The organism is uncultured Rossellomorea sp. (genome assembly GCF_947488365.1).
Taxonomy (GTDB): Bacteria; Bacillota; Bacilli; order Bacillales; family Bacillaceae_B; genus Rossellomorea.
Map to the genome: position 1 here is coordinate 445,651 of NZ_CANKZT010000001.1, position 23,809 is coordinate 469,459.

Consider the following 23,809-nt stretch of genomic DNA (forward strand, 5'->3'; position numbering starts at 1 on the left):
TTTCTCTCCTAATTCTCTTCGTTTTCTTCAAACCAGCTTATTCCGATTGTATTTGCGCCTGCATGAACCCCAATTACAGCCCCTAAAGGGTACGCCCCAAATTCTATCTCCGGGTACGTTTTTTTCAATTGGTCAATCCATTCTATTGCGTCTTTCCGATTTAATCCGTGTAATACAGACACTTTTGTTATTCTCTTAGCAGATAGGGCTTGATCTAACCGCTCGCTCATGCTGGTCAATCCTTTTTTAATACTTCTTACCTTGTCCTTTACTTCAAGTTTACCATTCTCTATCGCAAGCATAGGCTTTACATTAAGTACACTTCCGAGGAAGAAAGAAAGCCCACTCATCCGTCCACTTTTATGGAGTTGCTCTAAGCTGCCTACCATTACATAGGTTTCACAAGAAGTTATTCGTTTTTCAATGGCTTGTTTTATTTGTAACGGAGCTTTCCCTTCATGTTGTAAACTTTGACCGTATAGGATTAATTCCGTCAATGGATTGGAAATGACCTTCGAATCTATACAGATAATGTTTGGGAGTGTTTCCTTTAACAGCTCTGCAGCTTGATGGGCAGATGAATATGTACCGCTAAAATGTGAAGAGACATGTATCGAAAAGATATAATCATAGTCCTTGGATAATTCTTCAAACAACTCTTTAAACGTTCCGATTGAAGGTTGTGAAGTTTTCACCTCTACTTTTTCTTCTTTTAATTTGAAGAACAATTCTTCAGGAGTTAAGTCTACTCCGTCTTGATACTCCCTCTCCCCAAAGAGGATATTCATTGGAACGATATAGATGTGATTTTCTTTACTGCTTGAATGAGTCGGAACAAATGCTGTGCTATCTGTTATCCAGGCTATTCTCATTGTAAAAATCCCCTTTTTCTATATATTTATGAACTCTCTTTCATACTAGAAGTCTATTCGATCAAGTTGTTGTAACGTTTCTACTGAAAATGAAATCATTTGAAGAACATCATCAACCATTTCTTCTGTAATGACTCTTTTAAAAGTCAGATTCCCCTCGTAGGCAGGAGGGTTAAGAGAGGATATCACTTCTTTCCATTCCCACTTTTTATCCTTACCCCATGTTTCCTCAAGTAACTTACGGCTTTCCTTCAACTTTTCATCGCCTTTATAGACGATGAGGATATCTGCACCTGCTGTATTCTTTTCTGTCATCATCTTTCTCTCAGCCAGAAAGTGACCCATATCAGCTTTTAAATGAAATTCGATCGAAATGGATTTCTTGTAAGGTAAAGAATAGTGAATTTGATAACAACGTTCATAGTGAGCAAAGTCAAATAAATCCTTCCGGTCAAGGATTTGGATTTCCCCTGTCAAATCAAGATCATAGACAGCTCCCTCAAAGACTACCTTTAAGTTATCAAAGGCTGTTGGATCAAACATGTTTTCCTCTCCCTTCAAACCTCAATGACTAAAATAACCCTACAGCCCTGCCGTCATCATCCACATTCATTCCGAATGCTGCCGGATTTTTTGGCAGGCCAGGCATAGTCATTACTTCTCCTGTTAATGCAACTATAAATCCGGCTCCGATCTTCGGCTTAAGCTCTCGGATTGTGATTGTAAAATCTTCAGGACGCCCGAGTTTAGATGGATCATCTGATAAAGAATATTGGGTCTTGGCCATACAAACCGGCAGGCCCCCCCACCCTTGATCTTCAAACTGCTGGAGCTGCTTTCGTGCATTCACCGTGTAATCTACTTCTTTCGCTCCGTAAACCTTTTTCGCAATCGTTTCAATTTTAGATTGGAGTGAATCAGAAAGTTCATATAGACCAGAAAATTCCTTCGTGTTCCCTTCTATCTCATCCAATACCTTTTCGGCTAAGTCTCTTCCACCCTTTCCACCTTTTGCCCATACATCGGTTAGTGAAACTTGTACTCCCAGGTTTTCGCACCACTCTATAAGGGTCTGGATTTCGTCATCACTATCAGTCACAAATCGATTAACCGCAATCACATAAGGTACGTTGAAATGATCTAACGTTTCCATATGCTTCTTCAGATTAGATAATCCTTTTTGCAGAGCCTGAAGGTTTTCAGTTTGAAGATCACTTTTCCCTTGACCTCCATGCATCTTCAGAGCACGAATGGTGGCAACAAGCACGATGGCATCAGGGGCTATGTCTGCAGCTCGAGATTTGATATTCAGAAACTTCTCGGCTCCTAAATCAGCACCAAATCCAGATTCCGTTACAACATAATCAGCCAGCTTAAGAGCCGTTTTGGTCGCCATGACACTATTACACCCATGGGCAATGTTTGCGAATGGTCCGCCATGAATAAGAGCAGGAGAATGTTCAATCGTTTGAACGAGATTAGGTTTTAGGGCATCCTTTAACAGTAATGTCAGCGCACCTTCAACTCCTAAATCTTCGACGGTTACCGGTTGTTTTGAAAAGTTGTATGCGACAACCATCTGTCCAAGCCTTCTTCTTAATTCTTCAAGATTTTGAGATAAACAGAGAACAGCCATAATCTCAGACGCCACTGTAATATCAAATCCGTCTTCACGGGGAACACCTTGTACCGGTCCACCTAAACCAACGATGATTTGTCTAAGGGCACGGTCATTCATGTCCAGAGCCCGTTTCCATACGACCCTTCTTTGATCGATATTCAGTTCATTTCCCTGATGGATATGATTATCTACCAATGCGGCTAAAGCGTTATTCGCCGTCGTTATAGCGTGGATATCACCTGTGAAATGAAGGTTAATATCCTCCATGGGAAGAACTTGGGAATAACCTCCTCCTGTTGCTCCTCCTTTGATTCCCATCGTTGGACCTAGTGATGGTTCCCTCATGGCAATGATGGTGTTTCTATTTAACTGATTTAACGCATCTCCGAGGCCGACCGTAACCGTTGATTTGCCCTCGCCTGCTGGAGTTGGGTTAATCGAGGTTACAAGGATTAATTTCCCGTTGGAACGGTCTTGGAGTTTATGTATCGCTTCATAGGATATTTTCCCTTTGTATTTACCATAAAGCTCAATATCATCTTCTGTGAGACCGATTTTCTTCGCAATATTTAGTATCGGTTTCATAGTAGATTGTTGAGCAATCTCAATATCTGATTTCACTATTTTCTTGGTTGTTGTCACTTGAAATCACCTTCTAATTATGTGATGGGAATTTGGCCCTTGTTATAAATTTTACAAAAAATCTTATTTACTCATAAACTTCATTTACAATCCATTAGTAATCTTAAATTGTAGTGTTACTTAATTCTACACTATGTTTTATATCTCCACCATTATTGCCTTTTATAGGGGGAATAAGATTGCTGCAAGAAAAGTCGATTCTAATCTTGACCGCACGTTTTGGAGAAGGACATATTCAAACTGCTGAAACTCTGGCTCATACATTTAGGAGCCAGGGATATAAACGGGTGAATATCTGTGATCTATATGGAGAAGCCTACCCTGCCATGCACTCCCTGGCCCAGAATTTATTAAAAAAAGGATTTTCCAAATTCGGTACCCCTTTCTATAAAGCATTCTACTATGGAACAGATAAACTTTCCTCTAGAGGATTGAGCTACTTTTATCAGCATTTAGGAAAAAATCGACTAATGAAACTGGTTGAAACCCACTCACCGTCATGCATTATCACGACATTCCCACTTCATGCTGCACCATACCTGAGGCTTCGCTCAAGCTTGAACATACCTACATATACCGTCATTACAGACTACTGTGCTCATCCGTTGTGGATTCATCCCATGATCGAGAAATACTATGTGGCAACAGATCACGTAAAGAGGACGCTCATCTCTTACGGAGTAGAGACAGAGAAAATCTTCATTAGCGGTTTACCTATCCGTTCCAGCTTTCATCATACACTCAAAAAAAACTATAAAGAATTTGGACTTTCCCCAAAACGGAAGACCATCACCATTATGGGGGGAGGTCTAGGTTTGATTCCGAATATTGAACCGCTTTTATTGTCCCTATCCAAAGATCACAATCTTCAAGTAGCCGTTGTGTGCGGGAGGAACGATCAGCTATACAATCAGCTGGAAAAATTTAAATTCAACGATAACATCCACATTTTCGGATATATTTCCAAAGTGGAAAACCTTTTTTCCCTTACCGATTGTCTGATCACTAAGTCCGGTGCTTTATCATTGACGGAAGCCGCTTGTTTTAAATTGCCCATCATCATTTTTAAGCCCTCACCCGGCCAGGAAAATGAGAATGCCAATTATTTATTAAAAAGGACTGCAGCACTCACCTATTCGAATCAAACAGACTTTATGGAAAGCATTTATCGATGTCTCTATGATAAAAATACGATAGATTCATTATCGAAAAATGTATCCTCATTATTTAACAAGAATGCCTGTACCACGATTGTAGAGGATATTCTTCGACACGACCACAGGAAAAACACACTTGTTGAAGGGAGATTGTGATTTGGAAACATCCACACACATCCTATTTGGTATCGGTATCGCTTCTTTAGCTTCCTTGGATCCTTCTCTAAAGGAATATTCATTGCCTGTCTATGTCTCTTGTGTACTGTCTTCAAATGCACCTGACTTTGATTATGCTTTTAAGTTAAAGGGGAAAAGTGAATATTATAAGCTTCATAGAGGTTTTTCCCATTCTCTATTCATGCTGCCTCTTTGGGCTTTTCTGATCACAACAGTATTTGCCCTTTACTATCCGGACTTAGTATTTCTTCAGCACCTTTTCGTTTGGAACTTGGGAGCTGTCATCGTACACGTCATCACGGATGTGCTCAATTTTCACGGCACGCAGGTATTACGTCCTTTTACCGAAAAATGGTTCAGCATTGATTGTATTCCTTTATTTGACTATTTCATTTTCTCATTACATATATCCGGTATGATTCTTTCTCTCACAGGCTTTCATCCTGGGAAAACATTTCTATCCATCTATCTCTTACTCTTCATTTATATATTATTAAGGTTTGCCACCCGCTCTTATATTTATCATCAGTTGACTACTCACTTTCTAAAGTCCAAGGGAGTAAAGATCATTCCAAATATGGACCTTTATTCCTGGCAGGTGATCATAGAAGGAGAGGAGAATTATATCCTTGGAAGATATACGTGGGGGAAACTTATGGTGGACTCTGTTCTCGAGAAAGAAACGCCTCAGCCATGGGTTGAAATTTCAAAGCAAAACAAGGATATCTCCAACTTCATTACCAGTACAATTTTTGTCTATCCAAGAGTGATTGAAAGAAAAGAAGCTCTTGAAGTAAGATGGATTGATTTACGTTTTCGAAAAGGAAGGAGATTCCCGTTTAAAGCGATCTGGGTTTTCTCACATCACAAATCACTCGAGAAAAGCTATGTAGGCTGGTTCCATCATCCGATTGAGTATAAGCGCATCAAAAAAGAACTTGTCAATGAAGTCAGTAAATAAGAAAATCATGCTCGATCCCCGAAATGGAATCGAGCATGTTCATTATTTTTGGAACATAAACAATGTCATAAACGTTAAAGCTTGCTTTAATTCACTTGTAAGCGTCTCTGATAATGAAGACTTTACTCCTTTTTTGTAGACCCAGTCCTCATCAATTTTCTTCCAGCCTTTTTCAGCAGCAAGCTTTTCCAATTCCCAAGGCATCATTGTATTGCAGATGACGTCTTCTCCATGTAGACGCGGATAGGCATTTTCCCTGGGGTGAGCGGTCGGACCTAAAAGACCGATGCATATATACCCGTCAGGAGAGACAATTCGTTCAATTTCGTTCAGAGTATGCAGGGGGTCCTCCGTCCATTCAACTGAATTAATCGCCATCACGGCTTGAAACTTTTCATCTTGAAAAGGGATAGCACGCAAGTCTCCTTGAACAAAAGATAATGAGTCCCTTTCGTGTTTCTTTGCAATTTTGACCATTTTTTCAGAGAAATCCATCCCCGTGACAGCATAGCCTTTGTCGAAAAGCAAAAATGAACCGTATCCATCTCCGCATCCTAAGTCTGCTACAGCACTCCCACGTTCGATATGCTTAGTGAAAAAGGGAATAATGGCCTTCCTGCTTCCAGTTGTCCACATCTCTACACTTTTGGAATGCCAATGATCTGCGTTGTCTTCCCAGCGCGTTCTGGCACTAGTATGCCATTCTGAATTCTTCATAAGTACACCTCAATATATTTTTCTATATTATTCTTTATTCTCATTCAGTTAACCATAATCCTTCTTTTCATATATGTTCTCTGTCAAAAAACTGATTAACATAATATTATTATGTAAACCATTTGATGATCTGGATTATCTTTTACGGCTTTTTTGTCCATACTAGTTCTATATCTGAACAAGAAAGGTGATGTTGTATGGAAGAGATTTCTAAGGTTCAACGGAATTACCATGGTAACATTATCAGTTTTCAAACTTCTTCCGGCCGTATTATTTCCTATCGTAAAGCTGTACTGGAAGCCTCAGAGGGATTACTTCAAGGAGTAGTCCTGAATGAAAATGAATGGGGAGAAGTAGAACTAACAAGTATGTCGGTCGATGACGGAAGCTTCAATGACTATCCTTCCATTTTCTAAGAGTGAGGGTTAACTTTTCAGACCCACAAGCCAAAAAGGACTTCATTCTATTGCAATGAAGTCCTTTTTGGCTTGAATTGTCATGCTTTGCCCATTATCATTCAGAGCGATTTTGAATTGTTCGAAGTTCTTCTACCCGGTCCTTCTCTTCATCGAAGAATTGAACGAGATCTCCAATGCGATCAATGGAATCCCAGCTCAGGTGGTGTTCGATTCCTTCAACATCTTCATAAATATGCTCTTCTTTCACTCCAATTACACGAAGGAATTGTTCTAACAGTTCATGCCTATATACTAAACGCTTTCCTACTTTGTTTCCTTTTGGAGTCAGAACAAGCCCGCGATATTTCTCGTAAATGAGATAATCGTCCTTATCTAACTTCTGCACCATTTTGGTAACTGAGGAGGGGTGAACAGATAAAGCTTCTGCTATATCTGATACTCTTGCATAACCTTTGTTCTCAATTAACATATAAATCTGTTCTATATAATCTTCCATACTTGGTGTAGGCATTCTGTACCCTCCAAATTTCCATAAATATCATTAAAAGTTTACTATAACTACAGAATGAATACAACCCAAGCACTTTAAATTACTCCTCTGTCAACCGTTGATTCAGGATCCTGGATACCAACCCGTATTTCGGTGATAACATCCATACGATGAAGAAAACAAGTCCTGCGGCCACTGCCATTGCACCGGAAATGGACACATCGAACATCTTAGCCCCGTAATATCCGATGATACTATCGAATACTCCAATCCCCCCGCTTAATAGCAGCATAACTTTATATCGATCAGTAAGTAAATATGCTGTCGCACCAGGGGCAATGAGCATTGCTACCACGAGAATCGCACCTACGCTATCAAATGCGGAAACAGTCGTAACGGATACCAGACCCATTAATATATAATGAACCCCAAGTACCGGGATGCCGATTGCCGCTGCCATACTTGGATCAAAAGAGGTTAATTTAAACTCTTTGAACAGCAGGAAAATGATGAGGATATCCAATAGCAGTACCGATCCCAGCATCACAACTGATTTAGGTAAGTCCCCAAGTATCGGCAATGACAAGGTATTCCAAGGAACGAATGCAATTTCACCCATTAAGGCATGCTCCACATCCAAATGAACATTCTTAGCAAACAATGAAATGAGGATGACCCCTAAAGCAAACAAGGAAGTAAACACTACACCTATTGCAGCATCTTCCTGGATCCCGTTGGAATTCAATAACTGAACCATAAAGGTAGTCAACAATCCAGCCACTGCTGCACCGATCAACATATAAAACCCATTCATACTTTGGCTGACAATGAATGCCATTACCAATCCGAGGAGCACGGTATGACTGATTGCATCTGCTAACATCGACATCTTTCTCAGGATTAAGAAACACCCGACGATGCCACAGGATAAACCTACTAAACTACCAGTCAGAAGAATCCATAATTCATAACTCATATCCTTGCCCCCCTCTTCTGCTTGACATTTTTACGTTTAAGAAAGGATATTGCATATAAATATCAGACATTTTCATTTGCAGCTTTGTGAGTTGCTCTTTTGATAACGTCTCTTTTTCTTCCTTTTCAATCCACTGAATATCAAGTGAACCCAACTCACTGGGGTACATTTCTTTCAGTTCCATGATTTCATCAACAAAGCTGAATTGCTCTGCTTTCATTAGCCCTGATTTTGTAATCGTCACTATTCCATCCTCTTGTTCCAGGTAACCTTTTTTCATTAAATGCTTCACTACCCGGTTAAATCTTAATTTAGAAATATTGCTTTGTTGAAATATTTGACTTATACGTATCGTTTGTTTACCTGATTCATACATCTTCTTCAGTATGAATCGCATAGCCAGTCGATCATCATTTTTCAACCTTTTCAAAATAACCGAGATTAATCCGCGCTTCGGAGAGAACAGCATGGATACGATAAAAATAACTGTAGCCGTCAATACAATAAAAGGGCCGGTCGATAACCCTTTACCAAGGGTACTGATCAGCGTTCCGACTGCCCCTGATAAGCCTCCCACAATACCAGAAATAAAGACCATTGTCCTCAATGAATCCGTCCAGTATCTTGCTGATATGGCAGGAGTGATCAGCATAGCAGCCATCAGGATGACACCTACTGCTTGAATACCGATGACAACCGTAATAACTAATAAGGAAACAAAAAGAAAATTCAAAAATCCTACAGGAAGCCCGATTCCCCTCGCGAATTGAGGATCAAAGGTACTCACCTTAAATTCTTTGAATAAAAGTGACGTAATAATAATTAAAGCCGCTGCCGTTAAGCCCATAAGCTGAACATCTCTCCCCACCAGGGAGGCTGCCTGCCCAAAGATGAAATCATCCAAGCCGCTTTGGTTACCAGTGGGCATTTGAGCAACTTTTGTTAAAAGGACGATGCCTAATCCAAAGAATACAGACAATACTAAGCAAATAGCCGTGTCTTCCTTGATTCTCGTCGTATTCGTAATGAGTTGTATCGTGTAAGCAGCAAGGAGCCCCGTTGTAGCAGCACCAATCAATAGTACAAAGAAATTTTTCTCACCAATGAACATAAATGCAAAACAGATTCCCGGCAATGCTGCATGTGCGACCGCATCCCCAATTAAGCTTTGTTTCCTAAGTAGAGCAAAGCTGCCTAAAACTCCGCTTGCAATTCCCAGTAATAAGGTACTCAATAATACCCATTGTGTATTTCCGTCCGTTAAAATCGATTGCCATAAATGATTCATCTTATTCACCTCTTTCTATGGATGAATTAACATTTGATCCTTTTCCAGGAAAGATAATTTCCCTCCATAGGTTAGTTGTAAATTCTCTACGCTGAATACATCTTTCGTTGGACCGTATGCGATCGTTTTTCTATTCAGTAACAACGTCCAATCAAAGTACTCTGTAACAGTTTGTAAATCATGATGGACAACCAACACGGTCTTGCCTTGTTCCTTTAATTCGTTCAATAAAGATATGATCGCTTTTTCCGTTGCAGCGTCCACACCAACGAAAGGTTCATCCATGAAATAGACTTCCGCTTCCTGAGCCAATGCCCTGGCAAGAAAAACCCTTTGCTGCTGTCCCCCTGATAGCTGACTTATTTGTCTTGATGCAAATTGAGTCATACCTACTTTATCGAGACACTCCATTGCAAATTGAACATCTTTTTTTGATGGTCTCTTAAACCATCCTAAATGACCATATCTCCCCATTAATACGACATCCAGAGCATTTGTAGGGAAATCCCAATCGACAGATCCACGCTGAGGGACATATCCAACTAATTTGCTCTTAGGGGAATAAGCTTTTTCAAAGATTTTGATATCACCTGACGAGCGGGGAATCAAACCCAGAATGGCTTTAATTAATGTGGATTTTCCTGCACCATTAGGGCCGACTATTCCGATTAACCTCCCCTTCGGAACAGAAAACTCTACGTCCATTAAAACCGGTTTTCTATGATACGCAACGGTTAACCCCTTAATATCAACTGAATTCATGGTATCGCCTCCTTAGACTTACTTTAGTCCCTCTACAATTGTATCAACGTTATGCTTATACATACCGATGTACGTCCCTTCTTCTGTTCCTTCTTTCCCCATAGCATCTGAGAATAATTCCCCGCCTTTTTCGACTTCATGGCCTTTATCTTGTGCCCCTGCTATAACAGCGTTGATCGATTTTTCAGAGATACTTGATTCTACAAACACAGCTTTTATGTTTCTGTCTACCAATGTATTGACAAGAGACTGCACGTCTGCTAAACCATATTCAGCATCTGTACTCAGACCTTGTAATCCCATAACTTGAAGATCGTATTTTGCTCCGAAGTAATTAAATGCATCGTGAGCTGTTACAAGGACTCTTTGTTCTTCTGGAATCTTAGACATTTCTTCCGAAGCATATGCTTTCAGTTCATCTAATTCCGCAAAGTATTTTTCAGTATTTCGAATGTAGTCTTCTTTGTTTTCAGGATCTTTCTCAATCAATCCGTCCCGCACTTGCTCCAATGCAATTTTCCATAAATCAATATCGAACCACACATGTGGGTCTGTCGCCGTATTATCTGCCTGATCTTTACGCAGTTTATCTTTAGGTATACTATCAGCGATTGCATAAGTCGGTTTTTCATTGTTCATTTTTTCGAAGATCTCAAGCATTTTCCCTTCTAAATGGAGACCGCTATAGAAAATAATATCTGCTTCCTGAAGCTTACCAATATCCGACTGTTTAGCTTTGTAAAGGTGAGGATCTACACCAGGTCCCATTAAACTTTGAACCTCTACATGCTCTCCTCCAATATTTTTAACCGCATCCCCTATTTGCCCTATTGTTGTCGTAACGACTATTTTATCGTTTTTAGTCCCAGTGGTAGTTGCTCCACAGCCTGATAGGATAAGTCCTGCCGCTAAAATAATGATCATCCCGACAAGAGCCATTAATCTTATTTTCATGTTTGATCTCCTCTCTACCCATATGTTTTTTGATATCTACTACATCTACCTTATTCAAGAAACTTATATATGTTCACTTTTTTTTACACAAGTAATTTCTTTTTTATAAGACTATAAAAGTTTCCTTAGTGCAATAAAAGTTTCCTTAGTGCAAATTTTATTTCCTTACTCAATAATTGTCAATACATATTAACCAAATTCTTTAATCACCCTAAAAATAGGAGGGAATGTTGACTCGAAAATCGTCATATTGTATAGTAAAGTCATCATTGAAGTGTACGATTTTTATGCTTATTTCCAACGTATGAGAGTCAATCATTTCGTGAAAAATATTTTTCAGAGGCACACACGTGCTTGAACGATTTAGGAGGATTCGAAAATGCAAAATGGTAAAGTGAAATGGTTCAATAATGAAAAAGGATTTGGATTCATCGAAGTTGAAGGTGGAGACGATGTATTCGTTCACTTCTCAGCGATTCAAGGTGAAGGATTCAAATCATTAGAAGAAGGTCAAGAAGTTTCTTTTGACGTTGTTGAAGGAAATCGTGGACCTCAAGCAGCAAACGTAGTTAAATTATAATCGTTCGAACAATATAGCATACCAAAGGGCAGCAATTCTTAGGTGAACCTAAGAATTGCTGCCCTTTATTTTTCAATTTAATTTTTGTCCGTAATTTCGAATTTGTTCTCCTATGGTGCATTTTTCTATACAAAAACGATGAGCATAGGTTTTACCATACTCTTTACGAAAGTGCGCTTTAAGTAAGCAGTCGCTACAGTAGGTGTCTATGAGCTCATCCACTTTATCCACCACTTCTTTTCGATTCATGTGATCACTCCTAAGCTTGTTCAAGGACTTACAGTGTATTATTATTTATAGAGTATATAATAGGGAACGATATTATTCTATTCGTTTGTTGCTGTGTACCTTTGTCCCTTGTAAGGCTTGATTGGCCAACTTATCCGCTTCTTTATTATCTTTTCTGTTCAGCACGACCCAAGTGATTTTCAATCGAAGCTTTTTGATCAGGGCTTCAATACGATCGAGCCACCGACTCAAGCCCTCTTCATAACAAGGCCACTCCCCTTCCAACTGTTTTATAACTACCTGGGAATCTCCATAAATCGTACAAGGTGCGCTTTTCACGCCGATTTCATCTAGTAATCCGAGGGCGATATGTAAGGCTGCGTATTCAGCTTCATTATTATTTTCCATTTCCTCGAGAAGTTCATTTTTTCTAATTCTAAATGATTCCCCACCTTTATCGTAATAGATGACTATCCCTGCACCTGCAATGAGGGATTCCTTATCAAACCCACCGTCGAAATACACAACGATGTTTTCTGGTTCCTTTTCCAATTCCTGATTCAGTTTGATAAATTCCTTTCTTGACCACGAATTCCCCATTTCATCTATGATTTCAAGTTCATGGACTCTACCGGTTTTCATCAAATCATCGATATGAATCAATGTTTCTTTTCTTGGAAAGTAGTTTGATTCAAACCATATATTTGACGCTGTTTTACTTACATATTTAAATTTAAGTTTCATTTCCATAATCATACGCTCCTTTTTTTTCATATGATTGTTCATTTCTGCGTTTATTTGTATAATGAGGACTATTGTTTCATTTACACATGTTCATTAGGAGGACTTTATATGTTTAATATATGGTTTGGATTAATCTTCGTTTTCATTACATTCTCTTTACTATTGATTATGTATAGAATGTTTGGACGAACCGGACTGTTTGTATGGATAGGGATATCCACGATACTCGCTAACTTACAGGTCGTTAAAACGATTGAAATTTTCGGTTTGACTGCTACTTTAGGGAATGCCATGTACGGAACGGCATTTTTAGTAACGGACATCCTTAACGAAAAATACGGAAAAAAAGAAGCCCAGAAAGCGGTGTGGCTAGGGTTCTTCACTTTAATTGTTATGACTATTATTATGCAACTCGTATTAGTATTTCAACCACATCCTGAAGATTTCGCACAGGAATCTCTCGCTACGATCTTTGGAATCATTCCAAGAATTGCTCTTGGAAGCTTAGTCGCTTACCTCGTGAGTCAATTAACAGACGTGTATATCTTTACGTATTTAAAGCGGAAGTTCCCTTCAGATTCACAGTTTTGGATTCGTAATAACGGAAGTACAATGGTGAGTCAGCTTCTGGATACTCTTGTATTCACAAGTATCGCTTTTCTGGGAGAATATCCGGTGGATGTCTGGTTTGAAATATTCATTACTACCTATCTCCTCAAATGGATCATATCCATTATTGATACCCCATTTGGTTATTTGGCAAAACGATTTCCTAAAGATGTGTAATAGTAATTTGAATCCGGGTGTACTGGTTTTCCCCCGGCTATTTTATTGGAGGTATGAATTAAGAATTCGTTCTCCCTACGGTCTCTTTTATATGCTACTATAATATTAATCTAAAGATGTACTTTGAGGTGAACGCATATGATCGAAGTGAATATTGATGGAGCAAGCGCTGGTAACCCTGGGCCAAGCGGAGCCGGAATAGTTATTAAAAACAACGGGAAAGTGGAAAAACACTCCATCCCTTTAGGAGTCATGGATAATCATGAAGCAGAATTCATTGCATGCAAGAAAGCTCTAGAGATCTGTTTAGAAAAACAGGCTGATACGGTGTGGCTGAAGAGTGATTCTCAAGCAGTCGTTCATGCGATTGAGAAAGAGTTTGTTCGGAATACTCAATATAAACAGTTGCTACATGATATATTGGGCATGACGAAGCAAATAGAGCTATTCTTCGTAAAGTGGATACCCAGTAAAGAAAATAAAGCTGCAGATGAGCTGGCCCGAAAAGCCATTCATCTGAACTAGAGGAGGATTCGTTTGGCTCGGATTGCTGATATCGCCTTGATCGGTGTTGCTTTTATATGGGGGTCTACCTTCGTGGTTGTTCAATCGGCCATTGAATTCCTTCCCCCATTCATGTTTAATGGGATTCGTTTTCTAATGGCCGCTATCCCTTTGACTATGGTCCTGTTTATCAAAAAAACTCCGCTTGTTAAGCGATCCATTTTGTACGGTATCATTTTAGGAGCTTTTTTGTTTATCGGATATGCCTTTCAAACAATGGGCCTGGTTTTCACAACCCCCTCTAAAGCCGGGTTTGTTACAGGGTTAAGTGTGGTGATTGTTCCACTCTTTTTATTTATCTTCTTTAAAAGATCTCCTTCTAAAGGAGCTATTACAGGATCTATCTTGGCCGCCATAGGGCTGTACCTGCTTATGGCTGGTCACTCCCAGGCATTTAACATTGGTGATGCCTACGTATTCATTTGTGCTTTTGGATTTGCCCTGCATATTATTTACACAGACTTTTTTACCCAAAAAGCCTCCCTTCTGCTTTTAACTACGGTGCAATTATGCACGGTGGGAATCCTCTCCATGGGGTGTGCATTTATGTTTGAAGACCCAAAGGTTTTACTGCTGAATGGCGTTTTGGGCAATAAGGAAGTGATCACCGCTTTACTGATTACTTCTTTATTAGCTACCTTATTGGCATTTATCACTCAAACCTATGCTCAAAGATATACGACGCCTTCAAGAGTGGCGATCATATTCACCTTGGAGCCTGTTTTTGCCGCCATCTGTTCCTATTTGTGGATCGGAGAACGATTGGGGTCCCTGGCTATTGCAGGAAGCGGATTGATCGTTATTGGGATGCTCTTTTCTGAGCTGCCAATCTTCGCATGGATGTTAAAAAAAATGAACAAAAATCATTCAGTTGAAGTGAAATAGGAGGCCGATTGCCGGCTCTCCTATTTTTTTTATGGGGTGAGTATTAGGAAAGACCACCAAAAAGGAAACAATCCTTTTTGGTGGTCCCGTGTCTCTTTTCTATGCCAAGCCCTGTTTCTCCATCCACCTCAGTGCTTCTTTTCGGGATGCGATTTGTTGGGAATGGAGTCTCTCTAATATGGACATGTAAAAACTGCTATCGAATTGCTTTTGGGCTTTTAATGTGATTTCAATGGCGCTATTGACCAATTCATCCGGGGCATCTGTATATTTTTTTCCGAAATAGATGAAGCCAATTGCGTCTTCCTGAAATTTGAAGCCTTTGTTTTCAAGATCTATGAGAAATTCTTCTGTTGTCTTTTTCACGTTTCTCCTCACCTTATCGCCACTTTGTCATCTCTTATCTTACAGAAAATTTTTTCTTTTGCCTATCCTTTTTCGAAAACAGGAAGGCAATGTAGCCCATAAATGAGCCGAGTAACGCACCGCCAACGACTTCTTGAGGCTGATGTCCCAGCATTTCTTTCAGTCTTTTTGGCTTTTTCTCTTCGAATTCCACCGTTTCTTTTTCATGAGCTTTTCTAACGAGCTCATCCAAACTGTTTACTTTAAGTGTCAGTTCACCTGTTTGTCGTCGAATTCCTTGGGCATCGTACATCACGATGAGACCAAAGATAAATGAAAGAGCAAAATCAATGGTTCTGACTCCCCTCTTTAAGGCAATGAATGTTGTTAAAGAGGAAACCCCTGCACTATGGGAACTTGGCATTCCCCCTGTCTGGAAAAACAGCTCAGGTTTCCATTCCTTCTTCTTCAAAAAATGCAGAGGAATCTTCAGCCCCTGTGCGAGGGCTATACTAATAAGCGCTGTTACTATCCCTTTATTCACCCTTACACCTCCCTGTCTCTAGTTTGTCCTAAAATTCTCTACACATGGGATATTTGTAATGAACATAGCCAAAATAATAATGACCACATTAAAGGAGGGGTTTTGACATGACAAAAGGAAACAACAAAAACAAAGGTAAAAGTGCTAATAGTGTAAATCCACAAGGGATTTCCCAGGATGCTGAATTTGCCATGGAGCCGAAGAGCAAGTTAGAAAATGCTGCTAAAAAAGCGAATAAGAAGTAGCATTTCATCATTAAAAAAGTGTCAGGGTTAAAAACGATCCCTGACACTCCTAATAAAGGTTAACTTGAGGCAACCATCACATTAGAGCCTACTAGATATCTTCTAAGCACTTTCAACTCTAAGTCATCCACAAGGGAGAGTGTTTCATGAGCTACGTTATTCCAACGAGCTTCCTCTACCGAAACAGATAGTGGCACCTCGCAGTGAATCTCGGCTAACTTTCTTGAAACATGAAGCATGTCCAGATCGACTTCAATCTTCTTTCGTTGAGATGGGGTTAACTCGTGCAAGTTGTCGAGAATACCTGCAATATCCTTATATTGTTGAATCAACTTTAAAGCTGTTTTCTCGCCGATTCCTTTAACTCCTGGATACCCATCGCTTGTATCACCCATTAATGCTTTCACATCAATAAACTGTTGAGGAGTAATTCCTCTTTCTTCCACAAAAATCTCTTTCGTATAGGTTTGATAGTTACCAAAGCCTTTTTTCAGAAGCATAATATCGATATTGTCATCCAAAAGCTGCAGGAGATCCTGGTCACCACTGAGAACGGATACTTTGCGCTCGGTTTGATGAATTTTGGCAAGAGTACCGATGCAATCATCTGCTTCATACCCTACTACGCCTACATTTGAAAGATTAAAACCTTCTGCCACCTCTTTTGCAAGATCAAATTGCGGAATCAGTTCAACGGGTGGTGCATTTCGATTGGATTTATAATCATTGAATACTTCATTACGGAATGTCTGGCTCCCCATATCCCAGCAGACAATGATATGTGATGGCTTCACATGATCCGCTGCCATTAACAAGTGCTTCATAAATCCCTGAACTCCATTAGTAGGAAGTCCTCTTGAGTTCATCATAAATTGACCCGTTACGGCCGTTGCAAAAAAAGATCGAAATAATAGTGCCATTCCATCTATAAGTAATAAATGCTCATTCTTATTATTCAAATCGTACACTCCTCATCGTTCATTCTCGATTTAGCCACTTTATTTATAAAGTATAACATATACAAATAAATAGCTAATTGGAAATGTGATGAACCTTTTCCAATTAGCTATCCCTTTTATTCCTTATCTACCTTGTGATCCTCATAGGAAACCCAATCACTGTAGCTTCCAACATAAAGCTTCACATGATGAAACCCAGCTTCTTTAAGAGCAATGAAATTCGGAGTCGCCGTTACACCGGAACCGCAATAGACAATTACCTGCTCCGCTTTATTTAGGTGAGAGAATCGTTCATTCTGCTCTTCTCCTTGAATAAAATAACCACCCTTCACACCATCTGTCCAGGGGAGGTTGATGGCCCGTGGAATATGACCTGGAATGCGGTCTATAGGTTCTTCATGCCCCAAATATCTCTCTCTACTCCGTGAATCAATTAAAGGGATGTTCTGATCCCCACTTGCAATACTCCTCACCTCATCCAGAGAAGCTACAATGTCTTCATTAAAGCTTGGCCGATAACTTTTTGGGGGATACACAGGTGAGGTTGATTCTGTTTTCCCTCCAGCCTCTTTCCAAGCAGCAAATCCACCATTTAAGATATACACCTTCTCGTGTCCGATGTATTGGAACAACCACCAGCATCGGCCAGAAAAGGCACCTTCTTTTTCATCATAAATGACAACGGTTGTATCGTTGTCAATACCGGAGTCCTCGACCTTGCGCAAAAAGTTCTTCATATTCGGGAGAGGATGACGCCCTCCATGCTTTTTCACGTATCCTGATAAATCCTTTTCCAAATCGAAAAATACGGCTCCCGGAATATGACTCTCTTTGTAGCGCTCCCTCCCCTCTGACGGGTTTCCAAGAGAAAAACGACTATCAATGACTCTTAGATTCTCTTCATGAATATGCTCTCTTAACCAATCAGTATCGACGATTGCCTTCATGATATCATCCCCCTCTTCTTCATTAATGTCAGTACTTCCTCTTTCGGTTCCCAACAAGAGAATTGATAAGTGGTTTTGGTTTCATAGCCTAGTCGGGAACAAAAATAGGAGGTCTTCTTATCAGTTTTAACTCCTCGAATGTGAATACATGTAGCACAGCAATGATAAGGATTCGCCACGCTTCTCCTCCTTCTCTTCTTTAAGCTTGAATGTGATCGAGACGCTCCAAATCCTGTTTTAGTTTGTGGAGGTCCTGAACTGTCTCTAAAGCGTCTAAATTGGAATTGATCTGCTCCATCACCTGGGTCAACATTTCTTTTTTCAGCATGTCGAATTCTCTTTCTAAATACGAAGCACCCCATGATTCCATGCGTAACTGTTCATGTTCTAAATAGCTATCTGCAGGTTTTTGTAGTAGTGCTTCCAATTTTTCCTGAACAATTTTTTTCCCGCCTTTTTCAAAGAAATGCTTTGGATTTTTAAATGAAGAAAAGGCTTCTTCGAATAGTCGCAGCTCTATTTGTTTAAATGCGTTCTCAAATTCAATGGTGCTTTCGTTTTTGTAATCTTGTGGAGATAATACTAGTTCTTTCTCCACCTGTTCAATCAATTCTTCAAGGGCGATCCATTGTTCGTTGAGTTGTTTATGAATGAACTGCTGGATGCGAAGAGAAGTGGCCCTCATTTCCTGAGCCAAATCAAATCCGATACTCGATAGAAATTCCTTTAACCCTTCTCTTATCGCTAGGGACTGGTTGGAGTATTGCAGAAATAATCCTGAATGAAAGGCTTCTTTATAAAGGTCGGATACCCGGAAGAACACCCTTTGTTTTACATAATAGACAAGCTCCTTCGATTCTTGCTGCATTTCGATTTCCAGGGGCTGGACAGATTTAGCATCGATTAGTGAGCGAACCTTTACCTTCGCGTCGTTCAGCTCCTGTTTGCGTACTTGCTTATACGCTTTATCACTTGACGCCGTATGAATATATTGTTTAAACCGTTGCAATCCCCTATCCCACTCACTAAGAGCGGACTCAATACTCATGCTCACTAATTCATTCTGTATAAATGTTTGGAATTCCTTCTTAAATAGGTCCATTCCTGACTTGTGGGAACCTGATTCCTTGAGAGCTTGGAGAGAAGACACTCCAAAGATCCTCGGAAAACGAATGCCATATTGAATCAGCTGCGCTTCCACATAGTCAATCACTTCATTCTTTTCTTCTTCATCACTTGCAAGATCGATGGCGTTTACGACAAAGAACATTTTATCTAATTCAAATGTATCCTTCACTCGCCCCAATTGAATAAGGAACTCCCGGTCTGCCTTGGCAAATGCATGATTGTAATAGGTCACAAATAGTATCGCATCGGCATTTTTGATATATTCAAATGCTACTCCTGTATGTCTTGCGTTTATTGAATCTGCTCCTGGTGTATCGACGAGTGTGATTCCCTGCCTTGTAATATCACAATCGAAATAGAGATCGATTGACTCAACAAAACAAGCTTGAGATTCATCCGCTACAAATCCTCTATACTCTTCAAGATTGGCCTTTTTTGTCTTTCCAAGACTTTCTTTAAAGGCAGGATAACCATTATAAAAAGCCTGCAGGAATGAAAGGTGTACATTCTCCTTACCACTGCCTTCACTCGTTAAAGCAGGTACAATCACCATTGCTTCATCGAGGGTTGAGACACTGCGATTGAAAAAGGAAAGAGAATGAACGATGTCTTGAAATAGTTGGTCGTAGGTTTTGATTTGTACATGGGCAGTCTCATGCTCACCGCTTTCTGATACCGGATTGATTCGATTGATCGAAGCAGTTGTCGGATTTGGGCTCACAGGAAGTATTTTCTTCCCTAATAGTGCATTGGCAAATGATGATTTCCCCGCACTAAAAGCACCGAATAATGCAATCGTGAAGGATTGATTGGAAAGGCGCTCTTTCTTTCCTTCTAATAGATCCGCTGTCTTGGAAAACCCATTGTATTTCCTGAATACATGGGTCATCGTATCTAAACGTTCGATAACCCCTCCTATAGAAGCTTGTTGTTCTTTTCGTGGCTCCGTCACAATCTTTTCCCTGGTTCGTCGTATTGTCTCTTTTTGATCCAACTCCATGTCAGTTGCAAGAATATACTCTTCCGACCTTGCCTTCCAATTCACAATCCATTGTTGGAGAATAGAATCTGCCTGTATTTGATCGATTTCAATACTCATTAATTTTCGCAGTTGAGTGGTCTTTTCTTCATATAATGTGTTCCACTGATAAATGACTCCCGTTTTCTTTTGGAGTTCATTAAGCTCAGCTTCTAAAACTGAATTCTCTTCTCGAGACGCGCTTTCAATTTCATTCAAAGTGTCTCCAAACAAATCATTTGTATAGTTTCTGGCTTTCCCCTTTATTTCCTCAGAAAGATCATCACAGTATTGTAGAACGTAATCACTCGTTATGCCCGCACCTGATTTAATTAGATCAATAAGAAATGGTTCATCCACTTCCAGAGATAATTGATCCCACTTCATTCGTTGATCTGATGAAGGACTGTATTCTTTCACCATGTTTTTTCCCAGTGTCTTCAGATGCCATTCTAATTGAGATTCGATGCGGGTATTTACATCGTCTTTAAACTTCTGAATTCTGATCGCTTTTTCATCTTCTGTCTTTTGTTTTGAAAATAAAAAACCTACCTTAAAGTCTGGTTGTCTGCTTTCCAGAAAATCTTTCGCTAATTCTCTCGTTTCAAACGGCATTAAATACGCATTTTTAAGGACTTCTCTTCTTTCTGCCTCAAAATGTTCTTTAATCGCTTTTACGTTATTTTTTGCTAAAGTTTCAATCAATCTTCTTTCAGTTTGAAGAAGAGCGTCTTTGTTATTCCACTCCTCCTCTGTCAGTAGGTCTCTCCCTGTTTCCTCGATTTTCTCAAGCTCTTCCTCATACCACTTCTCATGCTCAGATCGTAATTGAGAAATAGCCGATTCTGCAGAGTCCTCTATCAGTTCACTTTTCTGTTTCACCTGCTCTTCAATTAATGACTCTAATTTTTCAAGATCATTATGAGGATGATGCGGAGCTTTTAGACTTGTAAAAAACGTTCCATTGGGTACAACACCCCAAGAAGCAAACGAGTTCTCAACACTTTCTTTAAAGTCGCTGAATGTTAATTCTTCTTCCTGGTGTTTATCAATCTGATTTACAATGAGATACAGCTTGACTCCATGACGGATCATTTCCTTTGTGAACTCAAAGTTCACCTGAGATTGAACATGGTTATAATCCATTACGTAAAAAACGGCGTCAGCGAGATGAATGGCGGATTCAGTTGATAGTCTGTGGGCATCATCCGTACTGTCTACGCCAGGCGTGTCTAAAACCGATACACCCTCTGGCATCTCACTCTTGCTACGCCCTATTTCTACAGAGTATACTTCCTCACCGTTTTTACAAAAGTCCTTAATGGTGGAGAACTCATATGGCGCCTTGAAGTATAACGGCTGGGAATCATGATAATGAATTTTCGCAAAATCCGTAGATGCATGGTGAACCTTTACTAGATTCGCACTGGTTGGGATTGGACTGGACGGGAGGATTTCTTCCCCCATTAAGTGATTAATCATTGTAGACTTTCCAGCCGAAAAGTGGCCGCAGAAGGCTAAAATCAGTTCATCGTTGTATAATTTCTCTGCTAATCTTTCTACCTTTGCGGCCCGCTCTACGTCTCCGTTGTGACGGAAAGTATCGTGGTAGGCTGTAAGTTGTTGCAATGTATTATGTAATTGTGTACTTTTATGCTCTATCTGACTCATTGAACTAGTTCCTTTCTGTTTTCAGAAAAATGATAACGTTTTTATTTTATCGTATTTAGCTCAATTTCTCTATGAAATCATATCAACATGGGGTATTTGAGAACGGTATTAGTATATGCAGGGATTTCAAAAGAGGCAAAAGACAAAATAAAAAGCCCTCTTCCGAAGAAGGGGACTATGTATTTATCGTGTTGTGTCAGTTGCGATCAGGTTTGAATGAACAAAAGATTTTGAGTTTGTCTGGTATGATGGTACTTTCTTCTCTTGTGCTGAATCCTTCATTACATTTGATAAAACATGCTTCATCATGAAGCTATACGCTAATACAGTAAACAATATCAGAAACCATACCATATTTGTCCCCACCCTTTTGTTAAGAAAAATTGAGAATAATTATCATCTTCAATTAGAATCTTAACAAAAACGATAATCATTTTCAATAAGAAAATTATTTTTCTTTCTTGATTAGGGGGATCCAGCCCTTTGTATGAAGGTGAATCCTTTCATAATTCGTTTCATCTCGAAGTGCATGTTCCTCAAGCGGAATGCGAATAGAGAGAATGAATTGATTTAATAATGCAAAGACAAACAGGGTCCAATAGGCATTAAAGAGTAATGGAACAATCAAGAATTCTAATGTCACAATAAGGTAGTTAGGATGCTTCAAATATTTATAAGGACCTTTCGCAACCACTTCAGCTTTCGGAAGCACGATGATTTTTGTATTCCAATACTTCCCCAGTGAAGAAATCACCCAAATTCTCCCGAGCTGAGTGAGAATGAAGCCAGCCAACAGGATTGGCCAATAGGGGTTAACCCCTGTATGAAAGATCCCTCCTTCAATTAACAACGAAACAAAGAATGCGATATGGATAGCCACCATCATTTTATAATGAGCCTGTCCATATTCTTTTGCCCCCTGTTCCTTCATCCACTTCTCATTTGACTTGGCAATGAATAGCTCCACAAGCCTCTGAATCATCAGTACGAAAAAAAACAGAATGAAATAGAGCATCATTCCCACCTCATCAAAAGCAGTTCCGAACTAAACCCCGGCCCTAAAGCGGTACCCAAGCCTATATCTCCACGCTCACAGCCTTTATTCATAAATTCCTTCAGCACATACAAGATGGTTACAGATGACATATTCCCATAGTTTTTCAAGACCTTCATTGATTCAGATGTCATGCTTTCATCCATTCCTAAAGCTTCCTGATAGGCTTCAATGACCTTCTTACCTCCTGGATGTGCCACAAAATGCTTAATATCTTCAAGGCTGATATCATTTGCATTGATAAATCCCTCAACATTCGGCCTGAGCCAATTCTTCACCAGTGTGGGAATATCTTTTGAAAACACTACATATAAACCGTTATTCTTTACCTCCCACCCCATTACATCCAGTGAATCCTCTAAGAGAGTCGATTGAGTGGCGAAAATGGATGGCAATGGGTGGGAAATCCCTTCAAGTAATGGGCTTTCATCACCACATACAACAGCACACGCAACGCCATCCGCAAAAAGAGACGTTCCAATTAAATTGCTCTTTGAGCGATCCCCATGCTGAAAGGTGAGTGAACAAAGTTCAATGGAAAGGACGAGAACATTTGCTTTCGGAAAAGCTAAACAGTACTCATAGGCCCGTGACAGCCCGCTTGCCCCCCCTGCACATCCCAATCCCCAAATCGGAATTCGTTTAACATGAGAAGAGAATGGCAGAAGATTCATAATTCTCGCTTCTAGACTTGGTGTTGCGAGGCCAGATGTTGAAATCGTAAAAATCGCATCAATGTCCTCCAGTGTAATCTGATGATTGGATAGGATTTTCTTAACAGCCTTGCTGCCTAATTCAACTGCGTGGTGAATGAATTCATCATTTTTTTCTTGAAAGGTATGCTCCCTAGAAAACCATTCGAGATCTTTTACGAAATAACGACTGTCTATTTCACCATTTTCAAACACGGTGAGAAGACGTCCGATATTCTTAAAGCTTGTCGAAAACAATTGTTTCGCAAATTCTGCCGCTTCTTTTTGTGTAATCTTCACAGGGGGAATCTCGGTTTCAACTGAGACAATTTTCGGCATATACGTACACTCCTTACACTTCCATGTAAGGGTAGCATTTCCAA

General features: G+C 39.8%; 27 protein-coding genes. 8 read left to right on the forward strand and 19 right to left on the reverse strand.

Annotated features, from left to right (window positions below):
• Positions 1-8 precede the first annotated feature (8 nt).
• Genes Q1B03_RS02420 through Q1B03_RS02430 form a run of 3 tightly spaced genes read right to left on the reverse strand, consistent with a single transcriptional unit; the run spans position 9 to position 3,135 of the window.
• The gene (locus Q1B03_RS02420; RefSeq protein WP_299737803.1) at positions 9-872 is read right to left on the reverse strand and encodes a DegV family protein; all 864 of its coding nucleotides are present in this window, start codon (positions 870-872) and stop codon (positions 9-11) included.
• Positions 873-917: 45 nt separating this feature from the next.
• Positions 918-1,415: a hypothetical protein gene (locus tag Q1B03_RS02425; RefSeq protein WP_299737805.1), complete on the reverse strand. Its 498-nt coding sequence runs from the start codon at positions 1,413-1,415 to the stop codon at positions 918-920.
• A 28-nt stretch (positions 1,416-1,443) separates the two neighbouring features.
• Positions 1,444-3,135: a formate--tetrahydrofolate ligase gene (locus Q1B03_RS02430; RefSeq protein WP_299737806.1), complete on the reverse strand. Its 1,692-nt coding sequence runs from the start codon at positions 3,133-3,135 to the stop codon at positions 1,444-1,446.
• 179 nt (positions 3,136-3,314) lie between these two features.
• Here Q1B03_RS02430 and Q1B03_RS02435 point away from each other — a divergent pair, with 179 nt between their 5' ends.
• Together Q1B03_RS02435 and Q1B03_RS02440 are read left to right on the forward strand one after the other, a co-directional pair.
• Positions 3,315-4,448 (forward strand): MGDG synthase family glycosyltransferase, encoded by a 1,134-nt coding sequence (locus Q1B03_RS02435; RefSeq protein WP_299737808.1) that lies wholly within the window; start codon positions 3,315-3,317, stop codon positions 4,446-4,448.
• Position 4,449: 1 nt separating this feature from the next.
• Positions 4,450-5,430 carry a metal-dependent hydrolase gene (locus tag Q1B03_RS02440; RefSeq protein ID WP_299737810.1) on the forward strand — a complete coding sequence of 327 codons (981 nt, stop codon included), beginning with the start codon at positions 4,450-4,452 and terminating at the stop codon, positions 5,428-5,430.
• A 42-nt stretch (positions 5,431-5,472) separates the two neighbouring features.
• Here Q1B03_RS02440 and Q1B03_RS02445 read toward each other — a convergent pair whose 3' ends face one another.
• Entirely contained in the window at positions 5,473-6,147 is a 675-nt protein-coding gene (locus Q1B03_RS02445; protein WP_299737812.1) for a bifunctional 2-polyprenyl-6-hydroxyphenol methylase/3-demethylubiquinol 3-O-methyltransferase UbiG, read from the reverse strand.
• Between the two features lie 197 nt (positions 6,148-6,344).
• On the opposite strand from Q1B03_RS02445, the gene Q1B03_RS02450 reads away from it, so the two are divergent.
• Positions 6,345-6,563: a DUF3892 domain-containing protein gene (locus tag Q1B03_RS02450; RefSeq protein WP_299737814.1), complete on the forward strand. Its 219-nt coding sequence runs from the start codon at positions 6,345-6,347 to the stop codon at positions 6,561-6,563.
• A gap of 97 nt (positions 6,564-6,660) precedes the next feature.
• Here Q1B03_RS02450 and mntR read toward each other — a convergent pair whose 3' ends face one another.
• The 5 genes from mntR to Q1B03_RS02475 form a co-directional block, all read right to left on the reverse strand.
• Positions 6,661-7,077 (reverse strand): transcriptional regulator MntR, encoded by a 417-nt coding sequence (gene mntR / locus Q1B03_RS02455; protein ID WP_113970769.1) that lies wholly within the window; start codon positions 7,075-7,077, stop codon positions 6,661-6,663.
• Between the two features lie 79 nt (positions 7,078-7,156).
• Positions 7,157-8,032: a metal ABC transporter permease gene (locus Q1B03_RS02460; RefSeq protein ID WP_299737820.1), complete on the reverse strand. Its 876-nt coding sequence runs from the start codon at positions 8,030-8,032 to the stop codon at positions 7,157-7,159.
• The gene (locus tag Q1B03_RS02465) at positions 8,022-9,320 is read right to left on the reverse strand and encodes a metal ABC transporter permease (RefSeq protein ID WP_299737822.1); all 1,299 of its coding nucleotides are present in this window, start codon (positions 9,318-9,320) and stop codon (positions 8,022-8,024) included. Before Q1B03_RS02465 ends, Q1B03_RS02460 begins: the two co-directional genes overlap by 11 nt.
• A gap of 15 nt (positions 9,321-9,335) precedes the next feature.
• Positions 9,336-10,082 (reverse strand): metal ABC transporter ATP-binding protein, encoded by a 747-nt coding sequence (locus tag Q1B03_RS02470; RefSeq protein ID WP_299737824.1) that lies wholly within the window; start codon positions 10,080-10,082, stop codon positions 9,336-9,338.
• 18 nt (positions 10,083-10,100) lie between these two features.
• Positions 10,101-11,036 carry a metal ABC transporter solute-binding protein, Zn/Mn family gene (locus Q1B03_RS02475; RefSeq protein WP_299737825.1) on the reverse strand — a complete coding sequence of 312 codons (936 nt, stop codon included), beginning with the start codon at positions 11,034-11,036 and terminating at the stop codon, positions 10,101-10,103.
• A gap of 379 nt (positions 11,037-11,415) precedes the next feature.
• On the opposite strand from Q1B03_RS02475, the gene cspD reads away from it, so the two are divergent.
• A complete protein-coding gene (cspD, locus tag Q1B03_RS02480) occupies positions 11,416-11,616 on the forward strand; it encodes a cold-shock protein CspD (protein ID WP_034758543.1) in 201 nt (66 codons plus the stop codon).
• 72 nt (positions 11,617-11,688) lie between these two features.
• Here cspD and Q1B03_RS02485 read toward each other — a convergent pair whose 3' ends face one another.
• Positions 11,689-11,865: a zinc-finger domain-containing protein gene (locus Q1B03_RS02485; protein WP_299737831.1), complete on the reverse strand. Its 177-nt coding sequence runs from the start codon at positions 11,863-11,865 to the stop codon at positions 11,689-11,691.
• Positions 11,866-11,937: 72 nt separating this feature from the next.
• Complete coding sequence (locus Q1B03_RS02490; RefSeq protein ID WP_299737833.1) at positions 11,938-12,594, reverse strand: reverse transcriptase-like protein; 657 nt, start codon at positions 12,592-12,594, stop codon at positions 11,938-11,940.
• A 102-nt stretch (positions 12,595-12,696) separates the two neighbouring features.
• Here Q1B03_RS02490 and Q1B03_RS02495 point away from each other — a divergent pair, with 102 nt between their 5' ends.
• From Q1B03_RS02495 to Q1B03_RS02505, 3 genes are all read left to right on the forward strand, one after another.
• On the forward strand, positions 12,697-13,374 hold the full coding sequence (locus tag Q1B03_RS02495; RefSeq protein WP_299737835.1) for a queuosine precursor transporter: 678 nt from the start codon (positions 12,697-12,699) through the stop codon (positions 13,372-13,374).
• A 138-nt stretch (positions 13,375-13,512) separates the two neighbouring features.
• Positions 13,513-13,899, forward strand: coding sequence for a reverse transcriptase-like protein (locus tag Q1B03_RS02500; protein ID WP_299737837.1), 387 nt, complete (start codon positions 13,513-13,515; stop codon positions 13,897-13,899).
• 12 nt (positions 13,900-13,911) lie between these two features.
• Complete coding sequence (locus Q1B03_RS02505; RefSeq protein ID WP_299737839.1) at positions 13,912-14,823, forward strand: DMT family transporter; 912 nt, start codon at positions 13,912-13,914, stop codon at positions 14,821-14,823.
• A gap of 99 nt (positions 14,824-14,922) precedes the next feature.
• Here the strand turns inward: Q1B03_RS02505 and Q1B03_RS02510 are convergent, their stop codons facing one another.
• Together Q1B03_RS02510 and Q1B03_RS02515 are read right to left on the reverse strand one after the other, a co-directional pair.
• On the reverse strand, positions 14,923-15,189 hold the full coding sequence (locus Q1B03_RS02510; RefSeq protein WP_299737841.1) for a DUF6123 family protein: 267 nt from the start codon (positions 15,187-15,189) through the stop codon (positions 14,923-14,925).
• 34 nt (positions 15,190-15,223) lie between these two features.
• Positions 15,224-15,712, reverse strand: coding sequence for a divergent PAP2 family protein (locus Q1B03_RS02515; RefSeq protein ID WP_299737842.1), 489 nt, complete (start codon positions 15,710-15,712; stop codon positions 15,224-15,226).
• A 107-nt stretch (positions 15,713-15,819) separates the two neighbouring features.
• On the opposite strand from Q1B03_RS02515, the gene Q1B03_RS02520 reads away from it, so the two are divergent.
• Entirely contained in the window at positions 15,820-15,957 is a 138-nt protein-coding gene (locus Q1B03_RS02520; protein WP_299737844.1) for a small, acid-soluble spore protein L, read from the forward strand.
• Between the two features lie 59 nt (positions 15,958-16,016).
• Here Q1B03_RS02520 and Q1B03_RS02525 read toward each other — a convergent pair whose 3' ends face one another.
• The 6 genes from Q1B03_RS02525 to Q1B03_RS02555 form a co-directional block, all read right to left on the reverse strand.
• Positions 16,017-16,916 carry a 5'-3' exonuclease gene (locus Q1B03_RS02525; protein ID WP_299737846.1) on the reverse strand — a complete coding sequence of 300 codons (900 nt, stop codon included), beginning with the start codon at positions 16,914-16,916 and terminating at the stop codon, positions 16,017-16,019.
• 116 nt (positions 16,917-17,032) lie between these two features.
• A complete protein-coding gene (locus Q1B03_RS02530; RefSeq protein WP_299737848.1) occupies positions 17,033-17,863 on the reverse strand; it encodes a sulfurtransferase in 831 nt (276 codons plus the stop codon).
• Positions 17,864-18,062: 199 nt separating this feature from the next.
• On the reverse strand, positions 18,063-21,680 hold the full coding sequence (locus Q1B03_RS02540; RefSeq protein ID WP_299737852.1) for a dynamin family protein: 3,618 nt from the start codon (positions 21,678-21,680) through the stop codon (positions 18,063-18,065).
• Between the two features lie 183 nt (positions 21,681-21,863).
• Entirely contained in the window at positions 21,864-22,034 is a 171-nt protein-coding gene (locus tag Q1B03_RS02545) for a hypothetical protein (RefSeq protein ID WP_299737854.1), read from the reverse strand.
• 94 nt (positions 22,035-22,128) lie between these two features.
• Positions 22,129-22,698: an isoprenylcysteine carboxyl methyltransferase family protein gene (locus Q1B03_RS02550; protein ID WP_299737856.1), complete on the reverse strand. Its 570-nt coding sequence runs from the start codon at positions 22,696-22,698 to the stop codon at positions 22,129-22,131.
• On the reverse strand, positions 22,695-23,765 hold the full coding sequence (locus tag Q1B03_RS02555; protein ID WP_299737858.1) for a type III polyketide synthase: 1,071 nt from the start codon (positions 23,763-23,765) through the stop codon (positions 22,695-22,697). The genes Q1B03_RS02550 and Q1B03_RS02555 overlap by 4 nt, the downstream gene beginning before the upstream one ends.
• Positions 23,766-23,809 lie beyond the last annotated feature (44 nt).

Coding starts and splice junctions, on each gene's coding strand:
- Q1B03_RS02420 (WP_299737803.1), bottom strand. CDS start 872: ATGAGAATAGCCTGGATAACAGATAGCACAGCATTTGTTCCGACTCAT.
- Q1B03_RS02425 (WP_299737805.1), bottom strand. CDS start 1,415: ATGTTTGATCCAACAGCCTTTGATAACTTAAAGGTAGTCTTTGAGGGA.
- Q1B03_RS02445 (WP_299737812.1), bottom strand. CDS start 6,147: ATGAAGAATTCAGAATGGCATACTAGTGCCAGAACGCGCTGGGAAGAC.
- Q1B03_RS02450 (WP_299737814.1), top strand. CDS start 6,345: ATGGAAGAGATTTCTAAGGTTCAACGGAATTACCATGGTAACATTATC.
- mntR (WP_113970769.1), bottom strand. CDS start 7,077: ATGCCTACACCAAGTATGGAAGATTATATAGAACAGATTTATATGTTA.
- Q1B03_RS02460 (WP_299737820.1), bottom strand. CDS start 8,032: ATGAGTTATGAATTATGGATTCTTCTGACTGGTAGTTTAGTAGGTTTA.
- Q1B03_RS02465 (WP_299737822.1), bottom strand. CDS start 9,320: ATGAATCATTTATGGCAATCGATTTTAACGGACGGAAATACACAATGG.
- Q1B03_RS02470 (WP_299737824.1), bottom strand. CDS start 10,082: ATGAATTCAGTTGATATTAAGGGGTTAACCGTTGCGTATCATAGAAAA.
- Q1B03_RS02475 (WP_299737825.1), bottom strand. CDS start 11,036: ATGAAAATAAGATTAATGGCTCTTGTCGGGATGATCATTATTTTAGCG.
- cspD (WP_034758543.1), top strand. CDS start 11,416: ATGCAAAATGGTAAAGTGAAATGGTTCAATAATGAAAAAGGATTTGGA.
- Q1B03_RS02485 (WP_299737831.1), bottom strand. CDS start 11,865: ATGAATCGAAAAGAAGTGGTGGATAAAGTGGATGAGCTCATAGACACC.
- Q1B03_RS02490 (WP_299737833.1), bottom strand. CDS start 12,594: ATGGAAATGAAACTTAAATTTAAATATGTAAGTAAAACAGCGTCAAAT.
- Q1B03_RS02495 (WP_299737835.1), top strand. CDS start 12,697: ATGTTTAATATATGGTTTGGATTAATCTTCGTTTTCATTACATTCTCT.
- Q1B03_RS02500 (WP_299737837.1), top strand. CDS start 13,513: ATGATCGAAGTGAATATTGATGGAGCAAGCGCTGGTAACCCTGGGCCA.
- Q1B03_RS02520 (WP_299737844.1), top strand. CDS start 15,820: ATGACAAAAGGAAACAACAAAAACAAAGGTAAAAGTGCTAATAGTGTA.
- Q1B03_RS02530 (WP_299737848.1), bottom strand. CDS start 17,863: ATGAAGGCAATCGTCGATACTGATTGGTTAAGAGAGCATATTCATGAA.
- Q1B03_RS02540 (WP_299737852.1), bottom strand. CDS start 21,680: ATGAGTCAGATAGAGCATAAAAGTACACAATTACATAATACATTGCAA.
- Q1B03_RS02545 (WP_299737854.1), bottom strand. CDS start 22,034: ATGGTATGGTTTCTGATATTGTTTACTGTATTAGCGTATAGCTTCATG.
- Q1B03_RS02550 (WP_299737856.1), bottom strand. CDS start 22,698: ATGATGCTCTATTTCATTCTGTTTTTTTTCGTACTGATGATTCAGAGG.
- Q1B03_RS02555 (WP_299737858.1), bottom strand. CDS start 23,765: ATGCCGAAAATTGTCTCAGTTGAAACCGAGATTCCCCCTGTGAAGATT.